At 68.2% G+C, this 24,464-nt stretch carries 22 protein-coding genes; 9 read left to right on the top strand and 13 right to left on the bottom strand.

Annotation, left to right across the window (positions count from 1 at the left end):
• Window positions 1-1,347 (top strand): FAD-binding oxidoreductase, encoded by a 1,347-nt coding sequence (locus ACKTT0_RS12790; protein ID WP_407850250.1) that lies wholly within the window; start codon window positions 1-3, stop codon window positions 1,345-1,347.
• A gap of 60 nt (window positions 1,348-1,407) precedes the next feature.
• On the opposite strand, the gene ACKTT0_RS12795 is transcribed toward ACKTT0_RS12790, so the two are convergent.
• The gene (locus ACKTT0_RS12795; protein WP_407850251.1) at window positions 1,408-2,559 is read right to left on the bottom strand and encodes a mandelate racemase/muconate lactonizing enzyme family protein; all 1,152 of its coding nucleotides are present in this window, start codon (window positions 2,557-2,559) and stop codon (window positions 1,408-1,410) included.
• 101 nt (window positions 2,560-2,660) lie between these two features.
• A complete protein-coding gene (locus ACKTT0_RS12800; protein WP_028356785.1) occupies window positions 2,661-3,650 on the bottom strand; it encodes a Bug family tripartite tricarboxylate transporter substrate binding protein in 990 nt (329 codons plus the stop codon).
• A 157-nt stretch (window positions 3,651-3,807) separates the two neighbouring features.
• Here ACKTT0_RS12800 and ACKTT0_RS12805 point away from each other — a divergent pair, with 157 nt between their 5' ends.
• Window positions 3,808-4,737 carry a LysR family transcriptional regulator gene (locus tag ACKTT0_RS12805; RefSeq protein WP_407850252.1) on the top strand — a complete coding sequence of 310 codons (930 nt, stop codon included), beginning with the start codon at window positions 3,808-3,810 and terminating at the stop codon, window positions 4,735-4,737.
• Between the two features lie 8 nt (window positions 4,738-4,745).
• On the opposite strand, the gene ACKTT0_RS12810 is transcribed toward ACKTT0_RS12805, so the two are convergent.
• Window positions 4,746-5,057 (bottom strand): hypothetical protein, encoded by a 312-nt coding sequence (locus ACKTT0_RS12810; RefSeq protein ID WP_407850253.1) that lies wholly within the window; start codon window positions 5,055-5,057, stop codon window positions 4,746-4,748.
• A 215-nt stretch (window positions 5,058-5,272) separates the two neighbouring features.
• Between ACKTT0_RS12810 and ACKTT0_RS12815 the strand changes: the two genes are divergently transcribed.
• The 3 genes from ACKTT0_RS12815 (at window position 5,273) to ACKTT0_RS12825 (ending at window position 8,196) form a co-directional block, all read left to right on the top strand.
• A complete protein-coding gene (locus ACKTT0_RS12815; protein WP_407850254.1) occupies window positions 5,273-6,718 on the top strand; it encodes a Hint domain-containing protein in 1,446 nt (481 codons plus the stop codon).
• 169 nt (window positions 6,719-6,887) lie between these two features.
• Complete coding sequence (locus ACKTT0_RS12820; protein WP_407850255.1) at window positions 6,888-7,562, top strand: hypothetical protein; 675 nt, start codon at window positions 6,888-6,890, stop codon at window positions 7,560-7,562.
• 151 nt (window positions 7,563-7,713) lie between these two features.
• The gene (locus tag ACKTT0_RS12825; protein ID WP_407850256.1) at window positions 7,714-8,196 is read left to right on the top strand and encodes a carboxymuconolactone decarboxylase family protein; all 483 of its coding nucleotides are present in this window, start codon (window positions 7,714-7,716) and stop codon (window positions 8,194-8,196) included.
• A gap of 18 nt (window positions 8,197-8,214) precedes the next feature.
• Here ACKTT0_RS12825 and pdxR read toward each other — a convergent pair whose 3' ends face one another.
• Window positions 8,215-9,633 (bottom strand): MocR-like pyridoxine biosynthesis transcription factor PdxR, encoded by a 1,419-nt coding sequence (pdxR, locus tag ACKTT0_RS12830; RefSeq protein WP_407850257.1) that lies wholly within the window; start codon window positions 9,631-9,633, stop codon window positions 8,215-8,217.
• A 122-nt stretch (window positions 9,634-9,755) separates the two neighbouring features.
• Between pdxR and ACKTT0_RS12835 the strand changes: the two genes are divergently transcribed.
• Together ACKTT0_RS12835 and ACKTT0_RS12840 are read left to right on the top strand one after the other, a co-directional pair.
• Complete coding sequence (locus ACKTT0_RS12835; RefSeq protein WP_407850258.1) at window positions 9,756-10,202, top strand: GNAT family N-acetyltransferase; 447 nt, start codon at window positions 9,756-9,758, stop codon at window positions 10,200-10,202.
• Window positions 10,199-10,846 (top strand): FMN-dependent NADH-azoreductase, encoded by a 648-nt coding sequence (locus ACKTT0_RS12840; RefSeq protein ID WP_407850259.1) that lies wholly within the window; start codon window positions 10,199-10,201, stop codon window positions 10,844-10,846. The genes ACKTT0_RS12835 and ACKTT0_RS12840 overlap by 4 nt, the downstream gene beginning before the upstream one ends.
• A 98-nt stretch (window positions 10,847-10,944) precedes the next feature.
• Here the strand turns inward: ACKTT0_RS12840 and ACKTT0_RS12845 are convergent, their stop codons facing one another.
• The 4 genes from ACKTT0_RS12845 to ACKTT0_RS12860 form a co-directional block, all read right to left on the bottom strand.
• Window positions 10,945-11,937 (bottom strand): Bug family tripartite tricarboxylate transporter substrate binding protein, encoded by a 993-nt coding sequence (locus tag ACKTT0_RS12845; protein WP_407850260.1) that lies wholly within the window; start codon window positions 11,935-11,937, stop codon window positions 10,945-10,947.
• A gap of 184 nt (window positions 11,938-12,121) precedes the next feature.
• The gene (locus tag ACKTT0_RS12850; RefSeq protein ID WP_407850261.1) at window positions 12,122-13,462 is read right to left on the bottom strand and encodes an NAD(P)/FAD-dependent oxidoreductase; all 1,341 of its coding nucleotides are present in this window, start codon (window positions 13,460-13,462) and stop codon (window positions 12,122-12,124) included.
• Between the two features lie 34 nt (window positions 13,463-13,496).
• Window positions 13,497-15,515 (bottom strand): hydantoinase B/oxoprolinase family protein, encoded by a 2,019-nt coding sequence (locus ACKTT0_RS12855; protein WP_407850262.1) that lies wholly within the window; start codon window positions 15,513-15,515, stop codon window positions 13,497-13,499.
• On the bottom strand, window positions 15,512-17,563 hold the full coding sequence (locus ACKTT0_RS12860; RefSeq protein ID WP_407850263.1) for a hydantoinase/oxoprolinase family protein: 2,052 nt from the start codon (window positions 17,561-17,563) through the stop codon (window positions 15,512-15,514). Before ACKTT0_RS12860 ends, ACKTT0_RS12855 begins: the two co-directional genes overlap by 4 nt.
• Window positions 17,564-17,668: 105 nt before the next feature.
• Between ACKTT0_RS12860 and ACKTT0_RS12865 the strand changes: the two genes are divergently transcribed.
• Window positions 17,669-18,316 carry an IclR family transcriptional regulator gene (locus ACKTT0_RS12865; RefSeq protein WP_407850264.1) on the top strand — a complete coding sequence of 216 codons (648 nt, stop codon included), beginning with the start codon at window positions 17,669-17,671 and terminating at the stop codon, window positions 18,314-18,316.
• Between the two features lie 94 nt (window positions 18,317-18,410).
• Here ACKTT0_RS12865 and ACKTT0_RS12870 read toward each other — a convergent pair whose 3' ends face one another.
• Entirely contained in the window at window positions 18,411-19,655 is a 1,245-nt protein-coding gene (locus ACKTT0_RS12870) for an MFS transporter (RefSeq protein ID WP_407850265.1), read from the bottom strand.
• A 97-nt stretch (window positions 19,656-19,752) separates the two neighbouring features.
• Between ACKTT0_RS12870 and ACKTT0_RS12875 the strand changes: the two genes are divergently transcribed.
• Window positions 19,753-20,655 carry a LysR family transcriptional regulator gene (locus ACKTT0_RS12875; RefSeq protein WP_407850266.1) on the top strand — a complete coding sequence of 301 codons (903 nt, stop codon included), beginning with the start codon at window positions 19,753-19,755 and terminating at the stop codon, window positions 20,653-20,655.
• A 33-nt stretch (window positions 20,656-20,688) separates the two neighbouring features.
• Here the strand turns inward: ACKTT0_RS12875 and ACKTT0_RS12880 are convergent, their stop codons facing one another.
• From ACKTT0_RS12880 to ACKTT0_RS12895, 4 genes are read right to left on the bottom strand one after another with little or no spacing between them, the layout of a single operon-like run.
• The gene (locus ACKTT0_RS12880; RefSeq protein WP_407850267.1) at window positions 20,689-21,147 is read right to left on the bottom strand and encodes an MEKHLA domain-containing protein; all 459 of its coding nucleotides are present in this window, start codon (window positions 21,145-21,147) and stop codon (window positions 20,689-20,691) included.
• Window positions 21,148-21,174: 27 nt separating this feature from the next.
• A complete protein-coding gene (locus ACKTT0_RS12885) occupies window positions 21,175-22,158 on the bottom strand; it encodes a Bug family tripartite tricarboxylate transporter substrate binding protein (RefSeq protein WP_407850268.1) in 984 nt (327 codons plus the stop codon).
• Window positions 22,155-23,357 (bottom strand): CaiB/BaiF CoA transferase family protein, encoded by a 1,203-nt coding sequence (locus ACKTT0_RS12890; protein WP_407850269.1) that lies wholly within the window; start codon window positions 23,355-23,357, stop codon window positions 22,155-22,157. Before ACKTT0_RS12890 ends, ACKTT0_RS12885 begins: the two co-directional genes overlap by 4 nt.
• A gap of 47 nt (window positions 23,358-23,404) precedes the next feature.
• The gene (locus ACKTT0_RS12895; protein ID WP_407850270.1) at window positions 23,405-24,340 is read right to left on the bottom strand and encodes a hydroxymethylglutaryl-CoA lyase; all 936 of its coding nucleotides are present in this window, start codon (window positions 24,338-24,340) and stop codon (window positions 23,405-23,407) included.
• Between the last annotated feature and the right edge of the window lie 124 nt (window positions 24,341-24,464).

A 24,464-nucleotide genomic window follows, 5' to 3' on the forward strand; every position in this document is an offset into this window, starting at 1 on the left:
ATGAGTCTTCCCGCCACCGACTTGCCCGAGGCCGAACGGGATATCGATGCGCGTTTTCTTGCCGACTGGAGCGGCATGGTCCGCGGCGTTCCCAGCGCCTTGTATCGGCCGCGCAGCGTGGAGGAAGTCAGCGCGATCCTGCGGCACTGCCACCAGCAGTCACTGCCGGTAACGATCCAGGGCGGCCTGACCGGGCTGGCCGGGGGCGGGGTGCCCGCCGACGGCGACGTGGTCGTCAACCTGGAACGCATGGCGCAGATCGAACATATCGACGAGCTGGAAGGCATCATGACCGTGCAGGCGGGCGCCACCCTGCAAGCGGTGCAGGAGGCCGCCAGCCGGGCGGGGTGGTACTTCCCGGTGGATTTCGGCGCGCGCGGCTCGTGCCAGATAGGCGGCAACGCCGCCACCAATGCTGGCGGAGAGCGCGTGGTCCGCTATGGCACCATGCGCGACAGCATGCTCGGGGTGGAAGCGGTGCTGGCCGATGGCACCGTGTTGAGTTCCATGACCCGCCTGGTCAAGAACAGCGCGGGACTGGACCTCCGTTTCCTGTTCATTGGCTCGGAGGGCACGCTGGGCATCATTACCCGCTTGCGGCTCAAGCTCCAGCCGATGCCGGCGCCCGCCGCCGCCGCGTTCGCCGCGGCGCCCGATATGCACGCGCTGGCTTGCCTGCTGCGAGACCTGAAGCGTGCACCCGGCGTGAGCTTGACGGCGTTCGAGTTCATGTCGGGCGAGTTTGTGGCGGCCGCCAGCCGGTTGGCCGGCCGTTCATGTCCCCTGGATGACAGCTACCCGTGGTACGTGCTGGTGGAGTCGGCCGAGCAGGCCGAGAGCGGCGGCGCATTGCAGCGCGCGCTCGAACGGGCGCTCGAAAGCGGGCTGATCGTCGATTGTGCCGTGTCCGCCAGCCTGGCCGACACGGACGCGTTCTGGCAGTTGCGGCATAGTATTCCGGAGTTGCTGGCCGGATCGAAGCCTACCGTGAACTTTGATTGCGGCCTGCCCTGGGCCGAAATGGAAGGCTTCGTCGACCGCGTCAATGCCGCGATGCGCGCGCGCTATCCCGATGCGGCTCATCTGTTCTTCGGCCATATGGGCGATAACAACATTCACCTGATGAGCGGTCCGCACCGCGTGGAAGATCTGCACGCGGTGGAGGCGCAGGTGTACGCGGAATTGCGCGGGCGCGAAGGCACGATCAGCGCCGAGCACGGCATCGGCTTCATCAAGAAGCCTTTTCTGGGCTACACGCGCAGCGCCGCCGAACTCGACGTCCTGCGCCGCCTGAAGGCCGCCCTGGATCCGCGCAACATCTTGAATCCGGGGCGCGTACTGGATTGACGCCAACGGTCCGTCTTCCATGTACCGGCAGGCCCCGGAGCCGGCCACCGTCTGGCCCGCCTACGCGACCCGATACCGCTCGATCACGTCCTCGCGCAGCCGCACGCCCAGCCCGGGTTCCTGTGGCACCTGCATGTAGCCGTTCTCGATCTTGGGGAAGCCGTCGGGCAGTTCCCACAGCAGCGGGTCGCGCTGCTTGTTGGCGAAGATCTCGACGAACAAGGCGTGCGGGTTGGCCGCCATCAGGTGGACGGCCACTTGGGGCTCTTCATGGTGCGCCATTTCGACGTTCATGAAGCGCGCCATGTCCGCCACGCGCTGCCATTCGGTGATGCCGCCGCACAGGGTGCAATCGAGGTTGAGGATCGAGACGCCGCCCTTGGTGATCAGGTCGCGGCAGGCGCGTCCGCTGATCTCGCCCTGGCCCACGTTGATGGGAATGGAGGTCTTCATGGCCAGCAGCATCAGCCCGTCGGTCTGGTCGTACCATTTGCACGGTTCTTCCATCCAGCGCACGCCGAGGTCGGCACGCTCCATGGCGACGCAGAACTTGACGGCGTCGAGCGGGTCCCAGCCCTGGTTGGCGTCCACGGTGATGACGAAGTCCGGCCCGCCGGCCTGGCGGGCCGCCCGCACGCGGGCGAAGTCTTCTTCGAGGCTGGCCCGGCCGACTTTCATCTTGATGCCGATGCAGCCGGCCGCGCGCACCATGTCGACTTCTTCGGCAATGGCGTCGAGCGGATCCTTGCCGTCCTTGGGGTAGTACCCGCCGATGGAGATGACCGGCACGCGATCGCGCACGCCCCCCAGCAGTTTGTACACGGGCGCGCCGTAGAGTTTGCCGCGGGCGTCCCACATGGCGTTGTCCAGGCCGCTGACCGCCTGCATCAGGATGCCGCGCGGATGCATGTCCAGCTGGTGCAGGCCGCGGTTGCCCAGATCCAGGTCGAGCTTGAACATGACATCCCACAAGCGCTGGTAGTCGCGCACGTCCTGGCCCGCCAGCAGGGGGGCCATGTGGTCGCGGATGACCCGCACGATGTCGCGCTGGGTGTGGAATTCGTCGCCGCCGTAGGTTTCGCCGACGATGCCGTTGTCCAGGTGGACGCGGGTGACGATGGTGGGGCGGGTGCTGACCTGGTAGGTGCCGCCCTTGAATACTTCGCTCAGGCTCATGTCCAGCGCAATGGCTTCGACGTGGGCGATCTTCATCTGCATTCCTCTCGGTGATGGTTCGTGGCCCGCGGCGGGCCGGGCTGGAAAAGAGAGCGGCCCCGGCCCGCCGGCGCCGCCGCCGGACCAGTAGTCCGGCCTTACTGCGGCGCGATACCCGCGTCGCGGATCACGCGCTGCCATTTTTGCTGTTCGCTGGCGGTGAAGTCGCGCAGGGCGTCGGGTCCAGTTTGCGCGGCGGGCAGGACGTCGATGCCGTTCTGCCGCAGGCCGTCGGTGAAGGACGGGTCGGCCAGCGCTTTCATGTAGGCGTCGCGCAAGGCATCGATGGCCGGCTGGGGCGTGCCGGTCGGCGCATAGATGCCGTACCAGGTGGAAGCCAGGAAGCCCGGCAGTTCGCCGCCCGCCAGAGTCGGCACGCCGGGAAACAGCGACATCTCCGATTGCGAAGTAAGGGCCAACGCCTTGAGCCGCCCGCCTTGCACCTGGGGCAGCGAGACGTTGGTCTGGTCCAGCATGGCGTCGATCTGGCCACCCATCAGATCGGTCATCGCTGGCCCGGTGCCCTTGTACGGTACGAACGTGAATTTCACTTGGGCCGTGGCGGCCAGGTGTTCGGCCGCCAGGTGCGACGACGAGCCGACGCCGGCGGTGCCGAACGTGAGTTTCTCGGGGTGCTTGCGCGCCTCGGCCAGCAGGTCGGCCGCGCTGTTGTAGCGCGCATCCTGCTTGACCAGCAATACCATCGGCGTGTCGGGGAAGCGGAAGACCGGCGTGAAGTCGCGCAGCGGATCGTATTTCAGCGACTTGAACAGGTATGGCGCGGCGGCCATGGTGCCGATGTGGCCGACGAACAGCGTGTAGCCATCGGCTTGGGCGCGCGCGGCGCGCATGGCGCCCAGGGTGCCGCCCGCGCCCGGCACGTTCTCGACGATGATGCTCTGGCCCAGTTCGGTCGCCACGCGTTGTGCGACAGTGCGGGCGATGGCGTCCGTGGGGCCGCCCACCGCGAACGGCACGATCCAGGTGATGGCCCGCTCCGGATAGGGCGCGGCGCTGGCCGAGCCCAGGATGGCGGCGGCGGCCATGCCCGCCGCCCAGCGCCATGCTGCTGTGGCAATGCTTGTCATGATGTCTCCCCTCTCTGTGCCTGAAATTCCCGCAACCGGGCCTGGCACCACGCCCTTGCCGCGGTGAGGCGGACGCTTGGGCGAGGCACGGAGGGAATCATATCGGCCACAGTTGGATATACAATTCGCCGGATTGTCACTTCATGATGCACGAATCGTGGCCGATCTTTCCAACCTGTCCGACCTGCGCCTGTTTGTCGAAGTGATCCGGCATGGCAATTTCGTGCGCACCGCCACCGAACTGGGCATGTCCCCTTCCTATGTCAGCAAGCGCATCGGGTTACTGGAGGCGGAACTCGGCGTGCGCCTGCTGCACCGGACCTCGCGGCAGATCAGCGCCACGCCGCAGGGCGAGAAGACCTATGAATGGGCGCGCGGTATTCTCGACCGGGTGCGGCAGATGCAGGACGCGCTGGCCGAAGACGCCAGCGAGCCGCGCGGCTCGCTGCGGGTCAGTTCGAGCTTCCGGCTGGGACGCAACCATGTGGCGCCGGCGATTTCGTTGCTGGCCAAGCGCTATCCCCGGCTGGACGTGTCGTTGACGGTCCTGGACCGCCCGGTCGACCTGCTGAGCGAGGGGCTGGATATCGACATCCGCATCGGCCAAGTGCCCGAGCCTCATCTCGTCGCGCATCGCATCCTGCAGAGCCACCGGATCCTCTGCGCCGCGCCGTCCTACATCGAGCGCCACGGCGTCCCGACGCAGTTGTCCGACCTGGCACGGCATTCATGCCTGGTGTTCCGCGAACGCGACCAGCCCTTTGGCACCTGGCGGCTGACCGGGCCGCGCGGCCTGGAGTCGGTCAAGGTGACCGGAACCCTGTCTTCCAACAACAACGACATCATCCGCCAGTGGGCGCTGGACGGGCACGGCATCGTGCGGTTGGCCGAATGGGATTGCGCCAAGAGCCTGCGCGCGGGCGAACTGGTTCAGGTACTGCCGGCCTACCGATGGCCGGCCGATATCTGGGCGGTGACCACGGGCCGCCTGTCGGAGTCGGCCAAGGTCAGGGTCTGCGTCAACTTCCTGCGCGAGCAGCTCACCTCCGGGCCCTATGCACTGTGGCCCACCTTGCCGGCGCGGTGACGCCGGCGCTAGCTGCCACCTGTTGTGACTGCGGGGCGCGCATCGTCGATGCCCGTCGTCCGGGCGCAGCCTCGCGGCTGCGCGTCACCCTTTTTGTGGCGGCGGATCGCCAAAAGATGAAAATCAGATTGAATTGAGATATTTGGGAAAGATTTTAAATCTGGGCTAAATATCATTGGTTCTTGGGTATTGATTTCAAATAAAAACGCCATTATTTCGGGTGTGGATTCCTGATTATTCATTTGCATTTCAAAAGCATTGAAAAGTTGGTTTCCGGACCGTGGTTGTTTTCCATCCGCGCAGATACGATCGCCGGGCATTCAGTTGTTTCCCGGGCCGCAAGGCCGAATGCCATTGATTTATCGACTCGAATGGAAAGTTAATAATGGCGAAAATAACGCTCGGCCCATGGCCTCTTTCGAATACCCAGAACGTAGAGCAGTCTGATTATGTCGGTGACACGCTCACCGTTGATACGATTATCGGGAATTCCACTGTCAATATTTCCAATTCCGGCGGTTCCGATGAAACTCTGATGCTGAAATTGACGCGTCTGAGTCCGATCGGCGGCACCACCACGGTGAATATCGGGGAAAATGCCCATGTGGGCCTGGCGGAAGGCTTCGATTTCAGCGTCGGGCAAGTCAATAATTTCAATCTCGCCGATGGCGCGACGCTGGAGTATTCGTCCGCCACGTTCTCGGTGGGCGGCCTGAATTCGGCCAATTTCAACCTGGGAGCGGGCGGCCAGTCCACGCTGATCTACGACCCGCGAGGCACCAGCCTGACCCTCTTCAACAGCACGCCCAAGGTCAGCGGCCTGTCGGCCGGCGACCAGATCCAGGTGCTGGGCGCCGCCAGCGGCAACGTGGAAGGCAGCGAACTGGTGTTCCGCGGTGCCGATGGCAGGGTGCTGGGCCGGTTCAATGCCGAAGGGGAAGATCTTTCCAAGGTGGTGTTCGAGAACGGCGTCATGACGTACGCCTGCTTCTTGAAGGGCACGCACATCGCCACCCCGGGCGGCGAAGTGGCGGTGGAAACGCTGCGGGCCGGCGACCGCGTGCTGACTGCGGATGGCAAGGTCGCCGCGGTGAAATGGGTGGGCCACCGCAAGCTGCACAAGGCCAGGATCCCGGCGCGCGACGCGGTGCGGGCGTTCCCGATCACGTTCAAGCGCGGCTCGATCGCCGACAACGTCCCGCACCGCGATCTCTGCCTGTCGCCGGGCCACCACCTGTACTTCGACGGGCTGCTGGTGCCCGCCATGGCGCTGGTCAATGGCCAGACCATCGTGCAGGACTTCAAGGTATCGTCGTTCGAGTACTTCCATGTCGAACTGGACGAGTTCGGCATCCTGCTGGCCGAGGGGCTGGCGGCCGAATCGTATGTCGATACCGGCAACCGCTCCATGTTCCAGAATGCCGGCGAGGTCGCCATGCACCCGGATTTCGGTCCGGCGCCCGGCCGTCCGGTCGTCGAGGGTATCCGCGTCGTGCAGCAGGGGGCGCCGGTCGAGGCGCTGCGCAAGCGCCTGCTGGACCGCGCCGCGCGGCTGAGCGGCGCCCGGCTGGTCAAGGATGCCGAACTGCGCTTGATGGCCGGGGCGCAACGGCTCGATTGCGACGAGCCCTGCGACCGCGGCGGGATATACCGCTACGCCCTGCCTGCCGGGTTGCGCGACGATGTACGCATCGTGTCCAACAGCGCCGTGGTGCGCGACGTCTCGGCTTATGCGCGGCGCGATCTGCGCTGCATCGGCGTGGGCATCGTCGGCCTCTCGATCGAGACGGCGGACGGCGTGCGCAGCATTGCCCTGGACGATCCGGCGCTGCAAGGGTTCCATCCCGTGCAGGATGTGCATGGCGCGAAGATGCGCTGGACCACGGGCGAGGCCCGCATCCCGGCCGCGCTGCTGCATGGCGCGACGGCGATCGAGGTGCACGTGCTGCGCACTTATCAATACTGGAAGAAGGCCGCCTGAGCGGCGCTGGCGTGAGAAGGCCCGCCCCGGGCTGGAGCATTGCCGGGGCGGCCGGCCTGCAATCACGGTATTTTGCAGGCGGGCAGGTAGCGTGCGGAAAAGAACCAAGTACAGCGCGAAGATACTGATCTGCTCGGATGTTCGCGCCGCCAACCTCATCGCAGATGGCTTGACCGCCCTGGGCTGTCCCGCCCGGGCGTATCGGGAAGACGAGTGCCCGCCTGGCGACGGCCGCGGCAGCCGCGCCGTCATTGTCCGCGCCCCGCCGGCGCAGCGGGCGCTGGCGGCGGCGGGCGATATCGCGCGCACCCGGCCCGATGCCTTGCTGATCTGTGTGGGTTATGACCAGCATCTGGGCGCCCGGCTGCTGCTGGCCGGCGCGGACAGCTGGATGCCGCTGCCGGACAGCGATTTGCTGGTGTTCGCCATGCTGCAGGCGCTTGACCGCCTGTTGCGGCGGCGCGCCTGCCGGGAAGCGGCGGAGGGGCGCGGCCCGCCAGCCGCGACGGCGCGCGCGCTGGCGCCTGGCGCGGCCGGCAACGCGCCGCGCGCGGCGGCCTGGCGCCTGTCGAAGAACAATGCCCTGATCGCGCCCGATGGCACGGGCGTGGTGCTCTCCGCGCAGGAGGCCCGCCTTATCCAGGGCTTCATCCGCAGCCGCGATCACATCGTCATGAAGGGCGACCGGGAAATTTTCGGCGGCCACGCGCTGGCGGTCCGCTCGACGGCGCTGATGATCAGCCGCCTGCGGGTGAAGTTCCGCCGGCTCGGCGCCGAGCTGCCGATCAAGTCGCTGTACGGCATCGGCTACCGGTTCCACGCGCAGATCGAGGGCGAAGCGTAATGCCGGCGGGGCGGGCGCTCATCATGGCCCAGGCCGAATCATCATTCTTGGCACTTCCGGCCATGGCATGAATGCCGCAGCATAGGCGTTGCGCGCCAGGCCCGGCCTGGCGATCCGCGGCGCCGCCCGTTCCTGATCCAAAGGCATATCCATGAACCCCCAACGCCTGGACTATTTTGAAGCCTCCCCCGAGTTCTCCAAGGCCTATCTGGCTTTCAGCACCGCCCTCAAGGCCAGGCCCGTCATACGCGAGTTCGAAGACCTGGTGACGATCCGGGCCTCGCAGATCAATAGCTGCGGCTTCTGCCTGGACATGCACGTCAAGCAGGCCAAGATCCATGGCGAGCGCGAGCTGCGCCTGCATCACATTGCCGCCTGGCGCGACTCCACGCTGTTTTCGCCGCGCGAGCGGGCCGCGCTGGCCTGGACCGAGGCGCTGACCACGCTGTCGCCGCAGGGCGTGCCGGATGCGGTGTACGAGTCGGTGCGCCGGGAGCTGTCGGAAACCGAGATCTCGGACCTGACCTTCCTGGTGGTCGGCATCAACGGCTGGAATCGCCTGAACGTCGGCTTTCGCACCACGCCGGGCTCGGCCGACCGGCAATTCGGCCTCGACAAGGCCGGGCTGGCCTGAAGGCGGGGCTGCGCGGCGTCATAGCAGCGCGACGATGCGCCGGCCGAATTCCTCGGCCTGCTGCCGCGAGGCGATGTTGGTGAAGCTCAGCATCAGCCCGCGCGGCCCCATGGCCGACGACCAGCGCGACAGCGCCTGGGCATACAGGCCATGCTCCAGCATGCGGTCGGCCAGCCGCGCGTCGCTGGCGCGGCCCGCCAGGCGCACCACCAGGTGCATGCCGCCCGGCTGGGGGTCGATGTGCATGCGCGATCCGAAGGCGGCCGCCAGCCCGGCCGCGGTGGCCTGCCGGCGTTCGGCGTAGAGCTTGCGCATGCGCTGGATGTGTCGCGCGAAATGCCCCTCGGTCATGAATTGGCTGACCATGGCTTGCGCCAGGCCCGGCGCGCCCGCGCCCAGCACCTGGTTGACGTGCTCGAAGCGGGGCACCAGGGCGGTCGGCACGACCAGGTAGGCCAGCCGGATGCCCGGGAACAGCACCTTGCTGAAAGAGCCGGAATACAGCACACGGCCGTGGCGGTCCAGGCTTTTCAGCGCCGGCAGCGGCCGGCTGGCATAGCGGTATTCGCCGTCATAGTCGTCTTCCACGATCCAGGCCTTGCGCTGGCGGGCCCAGTCCAGCAGCGCCTGGCGCCGTGGCAGGCTCAGCGACATGCATAGCGGGCTCTGGTGCGCGGGCGTCACGATGGCGGCCTGCGCGTCCGGATGCTGGGCCAGCCCCTGCGCGACCTGCATGCCGTCGGCGTCCACCGCCACCGGCGCCGCGTCGATGCCGGCCTGGGCCAGCAGTTCGCGGGTGGGCGGATAGCCGGGGTCTTCCACCCATGCGCGCGCGCCCGCTTGCAGCAGCGCCTGCGCAATCAGTTGCAGGCTGCCGCGATAGCCGGTGGTGACGAATACCTGTTCGGGCGCGCACTGGATGCCGCGCGCCACCTGCAGATGCGCGGCAATGGCGGTGCGTAGCGCGGGCAGGCCATGCGGCGGCGGGTACATCAGGTCGGCCGCCTGCATCCCGCGCAGGTAGCGGGCGCCCAGCCGTGCCCAGAGCTTGCGGGGAAATGCATCGAGCGCCGGCATGCCCATCTGGAACGGCAACAGTGCGGCGGGCGACAGCCAGGCGTCGACGGCAGCCGTGCGCGCCGCGGCGGGCGCGGCGACTGCGGCGGCCTGCGGCTTCAGGCCCGGCGTCACGATGGTGCCGGCCTGGCCGCGCGGCTGGATGTAGCCTTCGGCGCCGAGCAGGGCGTAGGCGGTTTCAACCGTGCCGCGGGCCACCCCGAGTTCCTTGGCCAGCGCGCGCGCCGCCGGAATGCGCCCGCCCGGTTTGAGCACCCCCTTGGCGATGGCATCGCGAAAGCGGGCGTAGATCTGCCGGTACAGGGGCGCGGCCGCGCTGCCCGCGAGCGGGGCGAGGTCGTGCGGGGGCGGGAATTTCATGGACTAGTCCATATGTCATTTTATGGATCTTTTGATTATGGCATGAGCGGCCTAGCATGACAGTGCCCGTGACGGCGCCAGGCGCCGGCCGCGGCGCAGCCCACGTTTCACCAAGGACAGACATGAACCCATCGCCCATCCGCCATATCGAGACCGCCGCGGACCTGCGCGCCTGCTTTCCGGTCATGCGCCAACTACGGCCGCGCCTGGCGGACGCCGCCGATTTCAGCGACCGCGTTGCGCGCATGCGCGCGGAAAGCTACCAATTGCTGGCCGCCTGGGACCAGGACCAGGTCGTGGCGCTGGCCGGCTATCGCCTGCAGGAAAACCTGATCTACGGGCGGTTTCTGTATGTGGACGACCTGGTCGTCGCCGAGGCCCGGCGCGGCGCCCAGTGGGGCGCCCGGCTGCTGCAGGTGCTGGACGGCATCGCGCGCCGCGCGGACTGCCGGCAGCTGGTGCTGGACACCGGCCTGTCCAACGCCCTGGCGCAGCGCTTCTATTTCCGCCAAGGCCTGCTCACCGGCGCGATCCGGTTCAACAAGATCCTGGATAATCAAGCCTCATGAGCATCCTGCGTGTTACCTGCAGCCCGCGCGGCGCCGGCTCGGAAAGCCATCGCCTGTCGCAGGCCATCATCGGCGAGATCGCCCGCGCCGATGCCTCCGCCGCTGAATCCATCGTCGAGGTCGATGCCAGCCGGTTGCCGCACGTGGACCCCGATTACGCGGCCGCGCTGTGCGCGGCGGCTGATCCCGCCGGGCCGGTGGCCGAACGCGGGTCGCTGGGCCTGTCGGCGCGCCTGATCGCCTCGCTGGCGCAGGCTGACTACGTGGTGATCGCCACGCCCATGCACAACTTCACGGTGCCGTCGGCCTTGAAGGCATGGATCGACCATGTCGTGCGCGTACGCCACACCTTCCGCATCACGCCGGAAGGCAAGATCGGTACCCTGGCCGACCGTCCCGTGTTCGTGGCGGTTGCCTCGGGCGGCCGCTACTCGGGCGACGGCCCGCGGCAGCCGGATTTTCTGACGCCCTACCTGAAGACGGTGCTGGGCACCATCGGGCTGCACGACCTCATGTTCTTCGCGGTGGAGGGCACCGTCCAGGGGCTGGATGGCTTGCGCGCCGCCCGCGCCGCCGCCGAGGCGCAGGTCGCGGCGGCAGTGGCGCGGACCGTGGCGCGCCGCGCCACCGTTCTGGCCCCCTAGGGCCTGTTCGCTCTGAAAGATGCGCCGCACTGGCGGGAATCGGGAGGCCAGGGTGGCGCACAGGCCACGGCATGGCGCCGCCGCCACGGCGATGAAGTTCAAGATGGCGTGATACCCGCCGCTTCGACATAGCCCTTCCAGCGCAGCTTGTCCTGCTTGACGAAGGCGTCGATCTCTGCGGGCGAGGCGGGCGGATAAACCAGGAAGCCTTGCTTCATATACGTTTCCCGCACGCTGGGCGTATCCAGCGTCTTCTGGAATTCGCGGTTCAGCAGTTCCACCACGTCGGCGGGCGTCTTGCGCGGCGCGAACACGGCGTGCCAGGTGACCACGTCATAAGCGCTCCCGACCACGCTGGCGATGGTGGGCAACTTGGGCGCCCAGGGCAGCGTCTCGCTGCTGGACACGGCCAGCGCCACCAGCTTGCCGGCCTTGACCAGCGGGTCGACGACCGACCACGCGTCGATATGGAAAGTGTTGCGGCCGGCCGCCAGGTCGGACATGGCGGTCATGTCCTTGTATGGCACGTGCAGCACGCCCGGCGCGCCGATTTTCTGGCAGAAGATCGAGCCGGCGATATGGCTGGACGTGCCCACTCCATAGGAACTGAAACTGCACTTCGCCGGGTCCTTGCGGATGTGGGCGACCAGTTCTTCGGCCGTCTTGATTCCCAGGCCGGCATGGGCCACCAGCACCAGCGGCAGCTTGGCGGTGCGCGAAACGGCCGCGAAGTCATGGTCCGGATCGAAAGGCAGGCTGCGATACACGTACGGGTTGATGCAGAACGGCGTGGCGGTGGAATACAGCAGGGTTGCGCCGTCGGGACGCGAAATGGCCACCTGGCGGGTGCCAATGTTGCCGGCCGCGCCCGGCTTGTTCTCGACAATGAAATTCCCGCCCAGGCGGTTGGCGACGTCATCGACCAGCAGGCGGGCGATCACGTCCGTGCTGCCGCCCGAGCCGTACGGGACGATGACGGTCACCGGGCCGGCCGGGTAGCCGCCGGATTTGGCCAGCGCGAAACTGGGCAGGGCGGCGCTTCCGCACAGGCTGGCCAGCACTCTCAAGGCATTGCGACGCTGATGGTTCATGGATTGCTCCTGTAGTTAGGATCACGTCCGACCCCTTCATCGCGGCCCGGGCGAGAGACCCGGGCCGCACCGGACGGTGCAAGGCTGGAGCCGGCTGCAGAGTGCGTGGGCACAGAACGAACCGGATAAGTCACGACAGCTTATGGAGGACGGACGGAGCGCTTGCGTGCGCCGCGCCCGCCGATCAGCGGGCCCTCCAGTGGTCATAGGCATCCCGCGCCTGGTACCAGCTGCCTATGCCGAACAAGAACCAGGTATTGCCGAAATAAAACGGGTGGCCGGGTATTTCCCCCATGTCGAAGGCGTTGATCGGCTCGCGCGATTGCGCGGCGATCTTGCGGCCGACGCTGTCGCCGAGGTAGCTCATCATGGCGACGCCGCTGCCGTTGCAGCCCAGCGCGTAATGCAGGCCGTCGGCGCCGCCGATGTGCGGCATGGAGTCGAGCGTCATGGCGACATTGCCGCCCCAGCTATGGCTGATGCGGACGCCCGCCAGTTGCGGAAAGCGCTTGACCATCGCGCGATGCAGCAGCCGGGCGGTGGTGTCTTCGCTGGTCGGGGTGAAGCGCGCGCGCCCGCCGAACAGCAGGCGTCGGCCATCGGGCGACAGGCGATAGTGGTTGACCACGCGCCGCGATTCGGACACCGCGCGATTGGTGGGCAGCAGGCTGGCTGCCAGGTCGGGCGACAGTTCTTCAGTGGCGATCATGTAGGTCGTGATCGGCACCACCTTGCGGCCCAGGTCCGCCAGGCCGGGGCCGGTGTAGCCGTTGGTGGCGATCACCACCTGTTGCGCGCGCACGGTGCCGCGCGGCGTGTCGATGTCGTAGCCGCCCCCGCCCGCCAGGCGGGCGATCCGCCGCACCGGGGTGTTGCCGTGGACCCGCGCGCCGGCGGCGCGCGCGGCTTGCAGCATACCGCCGTACAACTGCGCCGGATGCAGATGGCCGGCCCGTTCGATCAGCGCCGCGCCATGGTAGACCGGCGAGCCGATCTCCGCGCCGAGCTGGTCGCGGGGAATCATCCGGGCATTGGCGCCCGTGCAGGCGTTCAGCTGGTCCAGGCGCTGTTGCCAGGCCTGGTAGTGTTGCGGCACCCACATGGTGGTCAGCCGGCCGGTTTTCTGCCAGCCGCATTGGATGCCGTGCGTCTCGATCAGCGATTCCACGTAGGTCATGGAATCGGCCGCATCGCGCAGGCGCTGGGCCAGGCGCTGCTCGCGCTGCGCCGGGCTTTCGCCGACGGACGCGAGCGCCTTTTTCTGCACGTTCACGCCGCCGGACACCTGGCCGCCGGAGCGCGTGCTGGCCCCCTGGCCCGGGCGTCCGGCCTCGAGTACCAGGGCATCCATGCCGGCCCGGCGCAGGGCCAGGGCGCAGCAGATGCCTGTGTAGCCGCCGCCTACGATCACCACGTCGGCGCGGGCCGGCAGGGTGTCCGTGCCCGGCTCGGGCGGTTCGTAGGCTTCCCACCAATAGGGGCGCCGCTGGAAATCCGACGTGAATATGTCCGCGCTAGAGGCCATGCGAGGCTCCTGATGTGGTGCAAGCCGCCAGGCGTCAGGCCCGGGCCGTGGCGCGCTGGCCAATGGCCTGCGGCGACGGCAGGTCGGCATAGCGCTCGCTCAGTTGGGCGTAAAGGCGCTCGATGTCGGCCGCGCCGCCATCGGCGGGCGGCGGCGTATCCGACAGGGCGGCGAACATCTGGTGCTTGACGAAGTGCCGCCAGGCGACCGGAATGGCCGCCAGGATGCGCGTCATCGCGTCATAGCGCGGTGTCGTCCAGATGCTTTCGAAGCGCGTGCGCCCCGGCCCATAGTCGAAATGGCCGCCCGCGTCGCGGGCGCCGCCGCGCAGCTCGCGCGTGGCGGCCTCGTCCACCGTCAGGTCGTCGCGCACCGCGACGCCGTAGGCGGCGCGGGCGCGCGCCGGCGACACAAAGCCGCAGCGCACGTCTTCCAGCACCTGTTCCACCGGCCGTTCATGGGGATGTCCGTAGCCGCCGCCGGCCGGGCCTTGCAGGCGGATGACGTCGCCCGGGGCGCAGTTCACCAGGTCGCTGTTGCGCAGTTCTTCGGGGTGGTCGGAGTCCGGGTTCTTGATGAAGCGCGAGTTCGCTCCGGCCTTGCCGCCGACCACGCCCCAGGCGGCCAGTTCCGAGCGGTTGCGGTTGCGTGCCGTGACGACGCCGTTGGGCGCCAGCAGCTTGAATTCCATGGTGGCGGCATTGCCGCCGCGCAGCCGGCCGGCGCCGCCCGTGTCGGGGACCAGGCCGTAGCGGATGATCTCGATGGGGACTTCGGCTTCGTTGATTTCCACCGGGGTGTTCTTCAGGAAGGCATTGTTCGCGCCGCAGCCTTCGACGCCGTCATATTCCGGCCCGCCGCCGGCGCCGCCGCCGCAGGGGCCGATGGACGACAGCACCTGGCGGCCTTCGCGCGTGGCCGTCTTGACGTTCAGCAAGGTCGACCCGCCCGCCGGGCAGGCCGGCAGCCGGTTGGGCAAGGCGCGGTTGAAGACGCCGAAGGTGCAGGCCTGGATGACGGCCGCCATCAGGCTGCGCATGCCGACCGCGGCGGGGGCGTGCGGGTTCACCACCGAGCCTTCGGGCAGGACGGCGTTCATGGGGCGCACCGACCCGGCGTTCAGGACGTTGCGCGGCGCCAGCGTATGCATGACATAAATCAGCCCCACCGTGATGACCGAATGGTGCCCGTCCCCGCCGGTAGGCACGTTCAGCGACGAGGCCACCTGGGGGTCGCTGCCGGTGAAGTCGAGCTCCAGTTCGTCGCCGCGCACCCGCAGGGTGATGTGGATGCGGCAGGGATAGCCGCCCACCGAGTCTTCATCGGCGTACTCGGAAAACTCGTACTCGCCGTCGGGAATGTCGCGAATCAGGGCGCGCGTCTGTTGTTCGGCGTAATCCAGGATGGCTTCGGCGCCCTGCATGAATTCTTCCACGCCGAAGCGGTCGATGATTTCGTGCACCTTGCGCTCGCCCACGTTCAACGCGGCGATTTGCGCATTCAGGTCGCCCTGGTTCTGTTCGGGCATGCGCACATTCACTTGCATGATGCGCAGCAGTTTTTGGTCGATGACGCCATCGCGCATCAGCAGCATGGGTGGAATGCGCAGCCCTTCCTGGTGCACTTCCGTCAGGGTGCGCGACAGCGAGGCCGGCACGGCGCCGCCCATGTCGGTATTGTGGATGTGGGTGCCCACGAAGCAGACCAGCCGGCCGTCGCGGAAAACCGGCTTCCACACGTGCATATCGGGCGTGTGCGTCGACACATAGCCGCTGTAGGGGTCATTGGTCAGGTAGATGTCGCCTTCGCGGTAGTCATCGAACATCGCGATGACTCGGCCGTAGTCCAGCCCGGTGTACCAGGTGGCGCCGAAGGTCTTGGGCGAGGCGAAAGTCTTGCCCGACGGCGTCATCAACTGCGCCGAGAAGTCCTCGGTTTCCTTGACGAAGGTGGAGTAGGCCGTGCGCATCAGCGTATAGCCCATCGCCTCGGCGGCGGCCGTGCAGTGGTTGGCCAGGACTTGCAGGCGGAAATTGTCCAGGGTCGTGCTCACGACGCGGCTCCTTCGGAAGTGATGCGCAGGTTGGCGAACTCGTCGACATGGCAGGCGTAGTCGCCCGGGATCACCGTGGTGCAGTCGTCTTGCGTAACGATGGCCGGCCCGCTGAAGCGTTGCCCGGCCTGCAGGGCCGTGCGGGTGTACAGGTCGACCTCGCGGAAGCCGCCGTCCAGCCAGACGCGCAGCGATCGTTCCGGCCGCGGGGCGCCCGGGCGCAATGGGTGGCGCGGGAAGCGCGGCTTGTCGTTGTTGCCGGCAATGACGACGCGCAGGCTGACGACCTGCACCGGGGCGCGCTCGTCGGCGTGCCCGTACAACTGGCGATGCATGGCATGGAAGGCCTGGCCTATGGCCTGCAGGTTGCCGGCCTGCAAGTCGGCCGGGTCCAGCACGGTGTCGATTTCGTACGACTGGCCGCGATAGCGCATTTCCGCGGAATAAACCAGTTCGGCCTGGTCGATATGCCCCTGTTCTTGCATCAGCCACTGTTCCGCGCGTTGGCGCAGCGCGGCGAACTCGTCGCGCACGGCGGGCAGGCTGGCCGGCGTCAGGTCCGTGTACACCGTCTTGAGGAAGTCGCTTTTCAGGTCGGCGATCAGGCCGCCCAGGGCGCTGAGCGTGCCGGGCGAGGGCGGCACGACGATTTCCTTCACTTTGATCTCGCGCGCCAGGAAGCAGCCCAGCATGGGGCCCGCGCCGCCGAACGCCAGCACGGCATATTCGCGCGGGTCGATGCCGTAGCGCGATACCAGTCCGCTGACTTCCGCGTACATGCCCGACACCGCGATCTGGATGATGGCCTCGGCGGTTTCTTCGATGCCGCGGCCCAGCTGCCCGGCCAGTTCGCCCACGGCTTTGCGCGCCGCCTCGACGTCCACTTCCACCGCCTGGTAGCCCAGGTCGGAATGGCCCACCAGGCCGCAGCAGACAAAGGCATCGGTAATGGTGGCGCGGGTACCGCCGCGCCGGTAGCAGGCCGGCCCCGGGCGCGAGCCGGCGCTTTCCGGACCGACCTTCAGCACGCCCAGCGGGTCGACCCAGGCGATGGAACCGCCGCCTTCGCCGACCGACGAGACCGATACGGAGGGGATGTGGATCTGGAAGTCGCCGATCAGCTCGCCGACCCCGTACATCGGCTTGCCGTCCATGATGACCGCGATGTCGGCGCTGGTGCCGCCGATGTCGAGGCTCAGGCAGCGGGGAATGCCGGCGGTGGCCGCCACATGGCTGGCCCCGATCACGCCCGCCGCGGTGCCCGACAGGATCATCTGCACGCAGTCGCGCTTGCCTTGTTCGGCGGTCATGACGCCGCCGTTGGACTTGGTCAGCCGGGGCTCGGGCCGCACGCCGGCATTCTTCAAGGCGCTTTGCAGCGACCCCAGGTAATGCGCGACGCGCGGCTGCACGTAGCCGCCGATGACCGCGGTGATGGTGCGCTCGTATTCGCGGATGATGGGCCAGGTCTCGCTGGAGCAGGACACCGGCAGGTCGGGCGCGAGCGACTCGATGATTGCCTTGGCGCGCAGTTCGTGGGCCGGGTTGCGGTAGGAGTGCAGCAGGGAAATCACGATGCCTTCGGCGCCGGCCGCGCGCGCCGCCTGGACGGCGCGCTGCACGCTGGTTTCGTCCAGCGGCTTGCGCACCGAGCCGTCCGGCGCCATGCGTTCGGCAATGCCGAACACCATGCTGCGCTTGACCAGCGGTTCGGGGCGCCGCGACAGCAGGTGGTACATGTCCGGCGTCTTCAGGCGGGCGAGCTCCAGCACATCGCAGAAGTTCTCGGTGGTGAAAAGCGCCAGTTTCAGGCCCTTGCGCTGGATGACAGTGTTGATGCCCACCGTCGTGCCATGGGTGAAGTAGCTGATCTGCCCCGGCTGGATGCCGTAGCGCTCGCCCAGCATGCGCACCCCGGCGATGACTTCCTGCCCGGGTTCATCCGGGCGGGAGAACACCTTCAGGCTCTTGATTTCGCCGCTGTCTTCGTCAAACACGGCGAAATCCGTGAACGATCCGCCGATGTCGACGCCTACTCTGTACCCCATGAGTGCTCCCAAATCTGTGTCGCGGAGTGAGAGGACCGCTTGCAGGCGCCCCTGAAGCGGGTTATTATGTTCACTAGATGAACAATAATTTCATACAGTGGTCAAATGAATGATAATAGGTCGGTCCAGAGGTGTCTAGCCATCCTGCGCACTTTTCGCAGCGGCCCCGGGCAATCCCTGACGGCGCTGTCCAAGGCGGTCGACTTGCCCCATTCCACGGTGCTGCGCCTGCTCAACACGCTGCAGAGCGAAGGCTATGTGCGCAAGGAAGGCACGCTGTGGTCATTGACGCCGCAACTGCTGGAAATCGGCTTTGCCGCCCTGGCCAACACGGGCGTCAACGATGTCATCCAGGCGTCGCTGCAGGCGCTGGCCGAACGCTGTTCGGGCACGGTGAACATCGGCGAAAAAAGCAAGGACGAGGTCATCATCATTGCGCGCGCCAGTTCCGAGTCCGAGCGCCGCAAGATCCTGGTCGTCAACCTGCGGGTGGGCAATTCCCTGCCGCCGGGCAGCGCCCTGTGCGCCGCGCTGGACCTGCCCGAAGACCAGTGGTCGATCGCGGTCTACCCTGACCGCAAGGTCACCACGGTGGGCATTTCGCTGTTCAGCGGGCCCGCGCGCAGCCTGTCGCTGGGGCTGTCCGTGAATGACGAGGACTATTCTCGGGAACGCATAGAAAGCGAACTGCTGCCGATGCTGCGGGCGGCGCGCGACGAGATCCGGCGCCTGATGCGGCTGGGCGAGGTATGAGCAAGCCTGCTTCGCCTGGCCGGACAGATCCGCTGCCGGCCGGCGGCGGATTATCGAAACTCGACACCTAAGCGGCAGAAAACCGCACGGGCAATCAATGGCTTGAAGCGGCGGGGTCCTGGCGTCGCGCTTGCCGCAGCCTGCGGCGCAAGGCGGCGGCCGCGGCCACGGCCAGCAACGCCGCCAGGCCGACGACCAGCGCGGCCGCGCGCCAGCCATAGGCGTCGATGGCGCGGCCCACCGCGACCGGCCCGACGATCTGCCCCAGGTTGTTGCCCTGCATGATCAGGCCGATGACCATCGGCGTCAGGGCGGCCGTCGGCGCCGCGAGCGGCGCGCTCGACAGCAGGGTGGCCGGGACCAGGCCGCCCACCGCGGAGAACAGCATGCAGAGCAGGAAAGTCGGCGTCGCGGGCAGCATCGCCAGGAAGACCAGCAAGCCGGTCACGCCCATCGCCAGGCTGGCCGACGCCAGCAGCAGGGGCCGCGGGACACCGCGCGACAGCAGGTAGCCGGCGGCCAGGTTGCCGAGGATATTGACCGCGGAGGCCAGCGCGCTCAAGGCGCCGGCAGCGCCGTGGGCCACCGCCATGCGCTCCATGAGCAGGACGGGCAGGAAGCTGAACAGCGCGAAGAACATCAGACTGTATAGCCCGAAGGCGCCGGCCAGGATGGCGGGGCTGCCGGCGCGCCATACGCCGGCGGCATCGCGCAGCAGGCCGCGCCACGCCACCGCGCGCCGGCCACTGGCCGCCGGCACGCAGGCCATGACGCCGAGCGTGGCCAGCAGGGCCAGGCCCGCGCCGGCCCACCACAGCGCTTGCCAAGTACTCGCCAGCGGCCCCAGCAGCATGGCCGCCGCCATGCCGGCGGGCATGAAGCAGCTCCACAGCGCGAAGGCCTGGTCGCGATGGCGGGCCGCCACCACGTCGGGTCGCCCCAGTATGGCGGGCGCCGCCACGGTGACGAACAGAAAGCCCGCGCCTTCGAGGACGCGCGACCCCAGCAGTACGGCGTAGGAACTGGTGGCGGCGCCCAGCGCCGCCCCCGCGGCGATGCCCAGCAGGCCGGCCGCCAGCACGCGCTTGTCGCCCGCGCCGCTGACCACCGCGCCGGCCGGGATGCCGCCGATCACGCCGAGGATGGCGAAGATGCCTGTCAGCCAGCCGATCGCGCCCAGGTTCAGGCCGAGGTCGGCCTGCAGCATGGGCACGGCGATAGCCGCCTTGCCGACCTGCACGGCGGCGACCACTCCGCTGGCGACCACCATCGCGACGGTGGCCCATTGTGTCGTGCCGGCCGGCGAGCGGGGCTGCGCGGCCTGGGTGAGCGTGGACATGAGCGTTTTTTCAAGGCGGGAACAGGCACATCCTAGCGAGCCGGGGGCAACAGCAAAAGTGAGATAATTAAGATAGTTTTGATCGGAAAAATAGATCATGCTGGACGCCCTGACCCTGGACCAGATCCGCACGTTCGTGACCGTGGCCGACTGCGGCAGTTTCCGCGCCGGCGCCGGCAAATTGCGGCGCGTCCAGTCGGGCGTCAGCGCCAGCATTGCCAACCTCGAAACTCATCTCGGCATCCAGCTGTTCGACCGCTCGGGCCACCGCCCGGTCCTCACGGCCGAAGGCCAGGCGCTGCTGGCCAACGCGCGCGACATCCTGTTGCGCGTCGATGCCATGCGGGCCCGCGCGCGCGGTTTCGGCGACGGCGTGGAAGCGGAGCTGGGGCTGGTGGTCGATACGCTGTTTCCCCTGCACCAGATCGGCCAGGCCATCGCCGCCTTGCGGCCGGCGTATCCGTGGGTGTCGGTGCGGCTCGCCATCGAGCCGCTGGGCGGCCCGCTGCAGGCCCTGCTGGACCAGCGCTGCACGCTGGCAGTCACGGTCGGCGAAAACTTCCGCGATCCGCGCATCGCGCTGGAAGCGCTGTCGTCTGTTGAACAAGTGGCGGTAGTGGCGGCCGCGCATCCGCTGGCCGCCGCCGACACGCGCGTGCTGGATGCGGCGGACCTGGCCGACCATGTGCAGATCGTGCTGGCCGACCCGACCTCCCTATCCAGGGGGCGCGATTTCGGCGTCATGTCGCCGCAAACCTGCCGGGTAAGCACGCAAGACGCCAAGCACGCGCTCATCCTGGCGGGCGTGGGGTGGGGGCGCCTGCCCTTGTGGCTGGTGCAGCACGACCTGGACGAAGGCCGGCTGGCCCGGGTGCGCACCAAGGCGCTGGGCCGCAATGGCGCGGCGGCATCGGAGGTCTACCTGGCGCATCGCGTCGACGCGCCGCTGGGGCCGGCGGCGCGCCACCTGGCCGACGCGCTCAGGCACTGCGCGGGCTAGAGGCTGTTCTGGCCAAGCGCGGCTTCCGTGCGGTCAGGCCTTCGCTTGCACCGCGGGGATCATCGCCGCCTGGCCATGCAACAGGCCGTCGGCATCGCGCAATTGCCAGACCGTGGCGCCGGTGATCCAGAAATGGCGCTGGTGCTTGGTGATGCGTTCGCCGCGGTAATCATCCACATAGCCGTCGCGCCGCACCCGCTGCAGGAAGCGTTCGCGCTCGTCGCGCTGGGGCGCCGCGGCCGACAGCCGCGATGGCAGGGCGGTGAGTTCGCGCCAGTCGTATTCGAACAGCGCCTGCGCGCGTCGATTGCCATAGACGAACACCGGGTCGGCGGCGGTGTTGTGCGCCAGCAGCCCGAATGGGGCTTCGTCATACAGCCAGCGGGCGGCAGCGTGGGCGGGCAAGCCCGCCGGCAGCAGCGGCCGGCCGGTCAGGCGCCGGTAGCTGCCGGCCAGCAGCGCGGCGAACGCGGGATCGGTGCGCAGGTCCATGCGGGCATTGTAGCGATGCCGCGCGCTTCAGGCCGCGGTCTGGATGCGGGCTGCGCGGATCAGGCGGGCCCATTTCTTCTGCTCGTCCTCGATGTACTGCCGCGCCGCTTCTGGCGATCCGCCCATGGCGGTGCTGCCTTCGGCCGTGAACATGGCCACGGTGGCCGGGTCGGCCAGGATTTTCTCCATTACCCGATTGACGGCGGCGATCACTTGCGGGGGCGTGCCGGCGGGTGCGACCAGGGCCTTCCAGTCGAGCGCCTCGAAGCCGTCGTAGCCGGATTCGGCCACGGTGGGCACGTCGGGCAGGATGGAAAGGCGCGTCCGCGCGGTGACGGCCAGCGGCCTCAGCACCTTGCCCTTGAGCATTTCCTGCGATGCCTGCGGCGTGGCGAACATGTAGTCGGTGCTGCCGCCCAACAGGTCATTGAGCGCCGGCGCGGCGCCGCGGTACGGCACGTTCAGCACCTCGAACCTGGCCTGGTGGGCGAGCAGCTCGCCAGCCAGGTGGCCTACGGTGCCCGAGCCCGCCAGCGCCTGCTTGATGGCCCCGGGGCGCGCCTGCGCGTCCTCGATCAGCGCGCCCAGCGTTTGCCAGGGCGCATCGGCCTTGACCACCAGCACGACGGGCAGCGAGGCGACCAGGGCGACAGGAGCGAAGTCCTTTGCGGCGTCGAACGGCATGCGCGGCATCAGGGCGGGATTGATGGCCAGGTTGGACGTCTGGCCCAGGCCCAGCATGTGCCCATCGGGCTCGGATTCGGCCACGGCGTCCATGCCGATGTTGCCGCCCGCGCCCGGGCGGTTTTCCACCACGATGGTCCAGCCGGTGCTCGCGGTGATCTTGGCGGCGATGGCGCGCGCGACGGTGTCTGTGCCGCCGCCCGGCGTATAGGGAACCACCAGGCGCACGGGCCGGCCGCCGGGATAGGCGGCGGCGCGGGCCTGCAGGGGTAGGGCGCCGGCGCAGAGCGCGGCGCCCAGGAAAGCACGGCGGGAAAAGGCGGTCATGATGACGGGTCTCCTTGGGTGATCTGCTTTTTTTTCAAGGCTTCGATTTCATCGTCGCGATACCCGACGCTGCGCAGCAGCTCGTCGGCATGTTCGCTTACGCGCGGCGGCTGCAGGCGTATGCCGGGCTGGGCGCCGCCCAGCGTGAAGGGCGCCAGCGGCGCCATCGATGCGCGGCCGTCCGGCAGCGTGATGGGGGCCAGGCCGCCGGTCGCCGCCAGATGGGGGTCGTCGAACAATTGCTCGGGCCGGGTGATCGGCGCGCAAGGCAGTCCTTCGCGTTCGAACACGGCGGCGAGTTCCGCCGCCGTGTGCCCGGCCAAGGCCTGGCGCAGGCGCGGCATCAGCCACTCGCGCGCCCGCACGCGGTCGTTGTTGCTGGCCAGCCGGGCATCGTCCAGCAGCTCCTGCAGGCCGAAGGCGCGGCAGAAGACGGCCCACTGCTTGTCGCTTACCACGGCCAGGAATATCTGTTCGCCGTCCTTGACGGTGAACACGTCATAGACTGCCCAGGCGGAAATGCGCGCCGGCATGGGGGCGGCGGCATTGCCGGTGACGGCGTACTGCATCATGTGCTGGCCGACCAGGAAGACATTGTTCTCGAACAGCGACGCCTGCACCTGCGTGCCCACGCCGGTCTTCTCGCGCTGGGCAAGCGCCGCCATCGCGCCCAGGGCGCCGAACATGCCGCCCATGATGTCGTTGACGCTGGCGCCCGCGCGCAGCGGGTCGCCGGGCCGGCCCGTCATGTACGCCAGGCCGCCCATCATCTGCACGACCTCGTCCAGCGCCGTGCGGTTCTCGTACGGGCCGGGCAGGAAGCCCTTGTGACTCACGTAGATGAGGCGCGGGTTGCGCTGCTTGAGCGCGGCGTAGTCCAGGCCGAGCTTTTCCATGACGCCGGCCTTGAAGTTCTCGCTGACGATGTCGGCCGAGTCGATGAGGCGCAGCGCGGCCGCGATGCCGTCGGGCTGCTTCAAGTCCAGCACGATGCTTTTCTTGTTGCGGTTGAACATCGGGAAGAAACCCGCGCCCGATCCGAGCAGGCGGCGCGTGCTGTCGCCGTCCGGCGGTTCGACCTTGATGACTTCGGCGCCCAGGTCCGCCAGCAGCATGCCGCAGGTGGGGCCCATGACCATATGGGTGAATTCGATGACGCGGATGCCTTCGTAGGGCAGCGGCTGGCCTGCATTTGCCATGGGACGGTATGCCTGGGTCGGAGATGGGGGGCGCGGGGCGGCGCCGGCTAGCGAAGCGGGGCGAAGCCCTTGGGCAGCCCGGCGTCCGGCGTCATGCCGTACAGCGGCTCGCCGGGCAGGCCGGCGGCCAGCGGGACGCGCGCGGCCAGCAGCTTGTCCAGGTCGATGCCGGTGCGGATGCCCATGGCTTCGAACATGAACACCAGGTCTTCGGTGACGACGTTGCCGGAGGCGCCGGGCGCGTAAGGGCAGCCGCCCAGCCCGCCGAGCGAACTGTCGAAGGTGCGCACGCCTTCGTCCCAGGCGGCCAGGCAGTTGGCCAGGCCCAGGCCGCGCGTGTTATGCATGTGCGCCGCGCCGGCCTGCGCGCCGAGTTCGCTGCGCAGGCGGCGGAACAGCCGGCGTACCTGGACGGGGTTGGCATAGCCGACGGTATCCGACAGGCCGGACTCGTCGGCGCCCGCGGCCACGCACAGCGTGGCCAGGCGGATCACGTCGTCTTCGGCGACTTCGCCCTGCAGGGTGCAGCCGAAGGCCGTCGAGATGCCGGCCTCCAGCTTCACGCCGGGGGCGATCGCGTCGCGCAGTTTCGCTACCGCGCGCACTTCTTCCACCATTTCCTCGGGCGTCTTGCGCACATTGGCCAGTGAATGGGCGCGGCTGGCCGACACCGGCATGGTCAGTTTGTGGGCGCCGGCTTGCAGCGCCGCCTGGGCGCCACGCAGGTTGGGGACCAGGGCCATGACGGTCACGCCCGCGTGGGTGGCGGCGTGGCGCACGATTTCGGCGGCGTCCGCCATCTGGGGCAGCAGCCGGGCCGGCACGAAAGAAGCAACTTCGATCTCGCGCACGCCGGCCGCCACCAGGGCGTCGATCCAGCGGCACTTGGCCGCCGTGGGCATGGTGGCTTCGACCGATTGCAGGCCGTCGCGGGGGCCTACTTCGCTGATCAGGATGTCGGGCGCCGCAGGGGTGGCAGGCATGGGCTTGTCTCTTGTTCTATAAGATAGAATAATATTCTTTAGTATGGAATGTTGCGGCCAGGCGGCGCGGCTGTCAAGCGCCTGTGCGTCCGCGCGCGGGTCGGCGCCTCCTACAATGGCCCGT

The organism is Bordetella saccharivorans, from assembly GCF_045862855.1.
GTDB lineage: Bacteria > Pseudomonadota > Gammaproteobacteria > Burkholderiales > Burkholderiaceae_B > Bordetella_A > Bordetella_A petrii_F.